Annotated in this window: 5 protein-coding genes; 2 read left to right on the top strand and 3 right to left on the bottom strand. The window is 54.2% G+C overall.

What is annotated here, in order from left to right; all coding sequences use genetic code 11:
- Window positions 1-830: 830 nt before the first annotated feature.
- Both SH528x_RS17710 and SH528x_RS17705 read right to left on the bottom strand, forming a co-directional pair.
- Window positions 831-1,034 (bottom strand): DUF1580 domain-containing protein, encoded by a 204-nt coding sequence (locus SH528x_RS17710; RefSeq protein WP_442511797.1) that lies wholly within the window; start codon window positions 1,032-1,034, stop codon window positions 831-833.
- 97 nt (window positions 1,035-1,131) lie between these two features.
- Window positions 1,132-2,262 (bottom strand): tyrosine-type recombinase/integrase, encoded by a 1,131-nt coding sequence (locus SH528x_RS17705; protein ID WP_442511796.1) that lies wholly within the window; start codon window positions 2,260-2,262, stop codon window positions 1,132-1,134.
- Window positions 2,263-2,533: 271 nt separating this feature from the next.
- Here SH528x_RS17705 and SH528x_RS17700 point away from each other — a divergent pair, with 271 nt between their 5' ends.
- Together SH528x_RS17700 and SH528x_RS17695 are read left to right on the top strand one after the other, a co-directional pair.
- Window positions 2,534-2,914, top strand: coding sequence for an ECF-type sigma factor (locus tag SH528x_RS17700; RefSeq protein WP_442511795.1), 381 nt, complete (start codon window positions 2,534-2,536; stop codon window positions 2,912-2,914).
- Between the two features lie 144 nt (window positions 2,915-3,058).
- Entirely contained in the window at window positions 3,059-3,550 is a 492-nt protein-coding gene (locus tag SH528x_RS17695) for a hypothetical protein (protein WP_442511794.1), read from the top strand.
- Between the two features lie 201 nt (window positions 3,551-3,751).
- On the opposite strand, the gene SH528x_RS17690 is transcribed toward SH528x_RS17695, so the two are convergent.
- Window positions 3,752-5,503, bottom strand: a complete 1,752-nt coding sequence (locus SH528x_RS17690) for an LVIVD repeat-containing protein (RefSeq protein WP_442511793.1) — start codon at window positions 5,501-5,503, stop codon at window positions 3,752-3,754.
- Window positions 5,504-6,993 lie beyond the last annotated feature (1,490 nt).

The following is a 6,993-nucleotide window of genomic DNA, read 5'->3' as shown; positions in this document are numbered from 1 at the left end:
CCCGCAACGTACAAAAACTATGCCTCTGCTTCTTTAGTGTTTTTCGAGGTGGAACAGCAAATTATCGGCGCCGCATTTGCGAATTCGACGGACGACAATCGGATCAAGGTAAAGAATACACGAACCGAGTCGTGGTAATCGACGTCGTTTGTTTCCCCACCACGCAGCGTCCAACGACTGTCCATTGTTTTGGTCTGTGAGTAAGACGGAATCACCGACTATACGGCTGCTTGATGTGACTTCCGCATGCCGCCGAGTTCGGTGTGGCGTTAGATCCACGTCGTCTTCAGTTTTATGGATGGCGGAGAGTCGTCGTTACATACCGGAGGCAGATGCCTACGGGCAGAGTGACCTCTACAAAGGTTGTACTAGGATTGCGTGACATGGACTATTCCGTCGGGGTGCACTTTTGACGCGATGCTTACGGCGTTCAGCCCAGAGTGTTTGATCGTCTGAATCATTCGTACAATGTTAGCCAGTGAATTCAGCGAATGGACTAATCATGGGCGCAATGTGGACGCGCGGCTGATCTGTAAAGGGGGGGATTGGACGTTTGCCGAGCTTAGTAGTGATCGTTCAGAACGCTTACGCAATATTCGTATTGGCCACGTAAGTGCGAAACCACGCTTGAAAAACGGAAATCCCGAAATCGCCACAATAAGGAATGGGTCGATGAAATACGGCTAACACCAGATGTATGCAAACCAAGCCTTAAACTTGGGCAAAAAAATGTCCGCATTGGGAGAGGTCGATCAAGCGTATTCAATTAGTGCTCACAGTGGCTCTGGCATGATGCCACTGGAAAGTCTTAGTATCGCAACCGGCGAACGTCATTGAGTTGCAGCAAAGAATCGCGTGATGGCCTGTTTGGTCGTGAGGATGTTCGATCCGATCTTGATCGTTTCAAGCTTCACGCCGTTGATGCCTCGCTTGTGCCACCGCCAAACGGTGGAGAGATGTGGGCGGGTAGGAATTTCCTTTGCCGCCTCGTTGAGCGTAATAAGATCTTCCGTCAGTAGATTTAGCTTTGACATAAAAAATGCTCCTCGTTGTCTAATGCAGTCCGATACGACGGATGCGAATCAACGAGGAGCATTGCACATGATTTTGCGATTTCAAGTCAGATGAAAGCTAGGCTATCGATGGCCCCGCCTTGGCTGCTTGGATCGCCTTGGCTTCGGTCTGTTTGGCGTAATGTTCCGTCATCGCAGCGTGAGAATGACCAAGGAGAGCTTGGGCTGCTTCGACTCCAAGCGCATCACGAACGACGGTGCCCGCAAGATGCCGGAGCTGGTAGGGGAACCAGTGATCGACCTTGGCTTTCTTCGCAGCCCGTTTGATTGCTTGATGATACCCATTCGTGCTGAACATAACGCCGGCACGAGACTTCGGGTGTGCTTTCACGTTGGTCCCTGGCTTGTTCCTTCCTGGTCCATGCGGTGTCACTCGCTTTGCCGTACGTTGTTTACGATACCACTGCGATGACTCTTGTGGAGAGAAACAGTATTCGTTGGGATCTCGAAAAAGAAATGGGACGAGAGCGTCGCGTGCATCGCCTACGATCGGCACCGCTTTTGTCTTGCCTCGATGGGCAGTTTTGTGCTTCGCGGGTCGATAGATCCAATCTTCACGACTTCGATCGAGGTCACAAGGACGCATCTTGCAGACTTCCCCCGGACGCATTCCCGTTGCCGCTTGAACTCGCACCATCGCTTTGACGGTGGGGGAGAGGTGTTGAGCCGTGGCTTTAACGATATCGATTTCGACGAACGTCACTGGATCCGATTCAGGAGCCTTTGTTTGGCCGTGGCGAAGCGGTTCAAGCGAGTTAAGCGAAACAAGTTGATCTGGCTTCACAATCTCGCAACTGACCCCGTGCTTGAAAACAAGCGTGATATTGCGAACTTGGCGATTAACGTACTTCCGACTGTTGCCAGACGCGATGAAGACATCACGCAACCGCGAAAGCTTGCGAGGCCCGAAGTCGGAAGCTGGCTCGTCACCGTGCTCAAGCTCTAGCAGAGTACAGAGACCTTTGAAGCGACGAAGCTCTTTTTCGTTGTTCTGGTACTTGGTATCGATGTGCTGACGAAACTCTCCAGTTACGCAGCGAACCGAAAGGGGCTGTTCGATTTGCCTCTTGGGCTTTTCAGGCGCTTTCAATCCGTTGCTGCTGTACTCAGAGAGCAACGCAAAATATTTGGCGCGGGACTTGGGCGAGTCATATTCGCCCAGGTATGGGGAGGAACGCTGAAATTGCACTGAGCCCCCCGCCTAGAGGGCAGTAATTTAATGCCTACGATAGCTGGTGTAAAGCAACTTCGATTGGAACTGAGATTCTGAGGTGCAATGGAGGAGACCGAACAGGGGGGGACGGCTTGCCAGTTGCCGACGCCGGAGCATTTTCGCCGCTTTCCACCTGCTCCGGTTTCATCGACCGGTAGCTCGAACTTGACAATCCGAAGTGGGTCACCTCCGCGCCGAACGGAAATCGCTTCGAGCTGGCGAGGGGTCCAAATTCGTGTAGTTGAGAGTGACCGAGCCGAACCTCTTTGAGGCGACTCATTCCCCCGTATCGCTAGAGAACCTTGAACGTTCGAACGAGTCTCGGCGGGTTGGCCATCTTGGTATTCGCCACAGTACAATCATTGCAGTGATCGAGGTCGATGTCTTTCCAATTCTGTCGGAGATCGAAGCCGGTGATGCCAAAGCCTCCGAGGAACTCTTGCCGTTGGTTTACGAGGAGCTGCGTAAAATCTCTGCAGCTCTGATGCCCATCGAGCGGACCGACCACACGTTGCAGGCGACAGGGCTGGATTCCGTGCCCGACGATTTCAATGTGTCGATACTCCAGCACAGTCAGCTAGAGTGGTTGTTTCCCATCGCTCGGCACTTTCGTGATAGCATGCGTTAGCGTTCTGATCTGTTGCCCTCACGCCCCGCCCGTACCTTCGCCCGTCGGGGCCTCCGGCGAGTTATGATTGTTCCTGTCTGTTTGCGAGGCCGGTTGGCTTGCGTCATGCTGCGTGGCATATCAAATCCCTTTGGAGCCTCAGAGATGCGATACCTGTCCCTGCTTGCGATGCTCTTGGTCATCGGTTGCGCCCCCAGTCGCAAGGATCAGTACCAGGAAGCTCTCGCTAAATTGAATGAGGAAACAGAACTGCATGAACGGATGCAGCGAGAGCTGGCCGCGTTTGACGCCGAGACGCGGACAGAACTTGATTCCATCAGGCAGACGCTAGACCGGCAATTGCAGGCGCTGAGTGATGGGAAAATTACGCTTGAGATGCTAGACCGGCGACTTCATGCTTTGGGCGATGGGCAAATTGCGATTGAAAGCATCTGCAAAGACGCAGCATTGGATCTGTCGGATCTGGAGCAAAAACAGGTGGTGGAAACTCTCGACATGGCGAAGAACGCATCAATCCGTCTTAGGGAGGAGCGAGTTAAGAAGCGGGAGTTCCTTGCCACTGTGGTCGAGCAACAACGTGACCGAGTTCACCAAGCTAAGGAAAAGCAAGTATCGCTCTCCGACGCCGCTAATTAGCGTAGCCCACCGACTCGCCAAAACCGAATCAAGCCAAGTAGCTCCGGTTTCATCGACCGGTAGCTCTAACCAGACAATCCGCAGTCGGCCACCGGAACACTGCAACCGACCGGCAGCTCCCGAAAATGAGTCCGCGTACCTTTTCTTTTCCGGGTAAAATGGATTGCGCTCGCAACAGAGCGATGTGTTTTGGGTTGATGACTACTCGGTTCCCTCGACCTTCTCCGTATAGCGAATCACTTGCAGTGCTCTCGCTCCCTTGTCGTCATCGACGGCGACAAACGCCAGCTCTCCGAAGATGTCCACCTCGTTTGCCCGCCCTTTTGTTTGGTAGTAACCGACACGGCGTACGTTCTGAGGTTCCGAAACGTCAAGCACTACAATGCCCGCCGCGCGATCAGCAAGCACTGCCAAATCGCCGGAGACGGAGACGTCCTGAGCTCCACCCGTCGATCTGTAGACTCCTGTCTGAACGGGAGTCATTGGGTCCGAAGCATCGATGATCTGCAACCAGGAGGCACCACCATGCATCGAAGTTGCGATGTAAGCCGTTGACCCGACAACGTCGACCCCTCTTACCCAACGCCCCCGGCCCACGAAATTGCTTCGCGTTACAAGCGTTTGCGGACTCGTCGCGTCAGCAATGCGAAGCCCCCCCGCGTTTGCAAGATAGATTGTCGATCCCGCGACAGCGAGGTCGTAGTTGCTTAAGCCCTTAGGCATACTGTGCGACGCAAGCAGCCTCGGACTGCTTGGATCAGATACGTCGATCACGTGGAATTGCTGTGTATCCGCATGGCCGTTCCAGTTCGCGGCGAACACCAGTTTTCCCGAACGGTGGACAAGCTCTGGTGGGTTACCCGGCAACCTACAACTGCCGAGTGCCGAAGGTGTCTCTGCATTCTGGATATCCCAACTCTGAATGGTCGCGCCGTTGACGGACCACGCTGTATTTGATTCGGCTGCGATCAATCGCGACTTTTCGGGAAGACGGAACCATTCAAAAAGAACAAGTAATGGATCGTTGTTAAACATCCGTGATACGACTTCACGCTGTTGAATGATGATCCTGTCACCATCGACCTCGACCACTCGTGCCTCGCCACCGATAACACCAACCAGTTCGGCACCCGGCTCTTGGATCAATTGTTCCCGATCAACACCGACATCGCTTCCCTTGGGCTTGCGGATCGCTGTTCCCACTAAAAATGCCTCTTGATCCGAGCCGCTAACCTTAACGCGGAGCTTTTCACCTTCCGAAACCAAATCGACGTTCAGCAGTCCAAACATGCCGCCGTCGAGGATCCAACGGAGTCCGTCAGGCGTGCTCTGAACCTGGTAGACCCTTTTCTGCGGTCCCTTCATCTCGAATCCGCTGTGGCCCACGATAAGATCCTCATCTGATTCCGTCACGACCATTCCCAGACGAATAGCCCTGGTCGACTCGGCATTCACTCGCCGCAACGAGAGCTCCCATGCACCGAAGAACTCGCGAGCTTGCACGACCGTCTTTTTCGATTCATCCAACTGCTTCGGCGCGGGGGACGCATCGGTCACGGGGACTCGGTGAGCCGTGATGGATTGCCTACGTAGCGTATCGCCCTCACCGGTTACAACAGACCCACTCATGGTTTTGCCAAGTACTGTTAGCTCGACTCGGACGTCTAGAGGCTTGACTCCGTATCGAATTCTCAGGACATCTTCTTCGAGGCTCACGCGGTTGGTCGTGACTGCGCCCGCACCACTTCGCAGCGTCACTTTCCAGACGTCTGGTTGATGATCAATCTCGAGATCGACCGACTCGGGTGACAGGCGTGAGTCGACGGACATCACCCACGCTCCAACTATTTCCGAGGGCTCCAGCGCAATGAGAGGATCGGGTGAAATCGCGATCATCGCGACAGCCAGAAAGCTCATGAGCGCCGAGCGAAGCGGAAGAGAAGCAACCATCATTTGAATATCAATCTAGAGGTGATGCGGGCAAGCGCAGCTCATGATAACGATTCAAGAGTCAAGCACGACGCGCTGGCAAATTACTACTGACCAGGTGATTCATTTCCTCGTTGAGATCTATGATCGGACAGCAGTTCACCAGCGACTCGACGCACGATGCTCAAGATCGCAAGATGTGCTGGTAACTTCACGGTACCGACGCGAACACGAACCGGCAGAAGACGAAGCAACTGAAGGAACACGGACGGTGTACTACAGGCGAGTCAAAACCCGAAATCACTTCATCGTCCGGATTCAATCGCACTACGGGGCATCGACCATAAAAGTCTTCCTCGTATCATTCAAAAGAGCCCACTGTTACGCGAATGCCGCGCGATGTTTCTGGGAATTACTGCGCTAAACATGTCCAAGAGGCACAGGAAGATCGGGAAAGAGCGGAACGCGTAACGGACATGAAACCGCTCTTGATTGGCCGTCGCCACGGTTTTGTTCGGCGCGGCGGGTGCATCGACCGAGGTGAGTTATGCGTTCCGCTTCGGCGCGTCGGTCGCCCCCACCGCCTTCAATTCGTGATCGTTCCATCACTCTTCAGCGGCATCACCCGAAGCGACTTGGATATTCCTGTTCCATGCGTCCGTCTCTTCGCCGAAGAGAGCATGTCGTGGTTGCAAGCTGATTGACCAAGCTTCCGCCTCAAAGCCGCTGAGTCCGTATGCGTTGCGTTAACCGGGTTGATCGGTAAACCAGAGACGCTGAGAGTTCTCTGGTGGGAGTGGCGTGAGCCCGGAGCTGACGGTGGGGATCGGGTTCGGGCTGGCGGTCTCGGTTAGAGAACCGAGAGCGCGACGGGCGGCGACGTGGCCGGGCAAAGGTGCCCGAAACGCGGGGGGAAACGAAAAACGCCCGCGAGCCGTTGCACGGCTGCGGGCGTTAAGTGGGTTGTCTGAAAATTCCAAGATTTTCAGATCAGCTCCCTGTACACAACTCAATCGCAGTGGGTTCTCAATTTCGTGGATCGTGACAACCTGCTGGGTTGCATAAGGTTGCGGTCAGAAGCGATTTTTCGGTCTAGCAAACCGGTCCATGCTGTGCGGGAGTTAACATATGTCTTGGTCAACAGCTTGCATTAACCGGATGCATGCATTCTTTGTCGCTTCCGCAAGCGGTTGACTCGAAGCGGGAAATTTTGTCGTTCACGCTTCTAGATCGGACGATCGCTTTCGAGAGGAGATCGACAAGGTCTCGACGACGCTCTTTGGCTGTCATCTCGTCAGTTTGCTTTGTGGTCATGGCTCTCAGCCTCCAAGGAAAAGGGAAATTTAATTCCCAACCAGTTACCTCAACTGGCAGTCAATTGAAAGGGGCACATTCGCGCCGCCCCTCCCTTCGGAATGGCCGACCGCCATTTCGCTCTCAAAATCGCTGGCTGAACAAGTCGCATGGTTTTTGTACCGCGCGCCGACTGCCGGGACGCTGCGATACTACCGCCG

It is taken from the genome of Novipirellula methanifontis (assembly GCF_052161655.1).
Taxonomy (GTDB): Bacteria; Planctomycetota; Planctomycetia; order Pirellulales; family Pirellulaceae; genus Novipirellula.
Note: the sequence above shows the minus strand (reverse complement) of the source record. Positions and strands in the feature narration are given on the sequence as shown.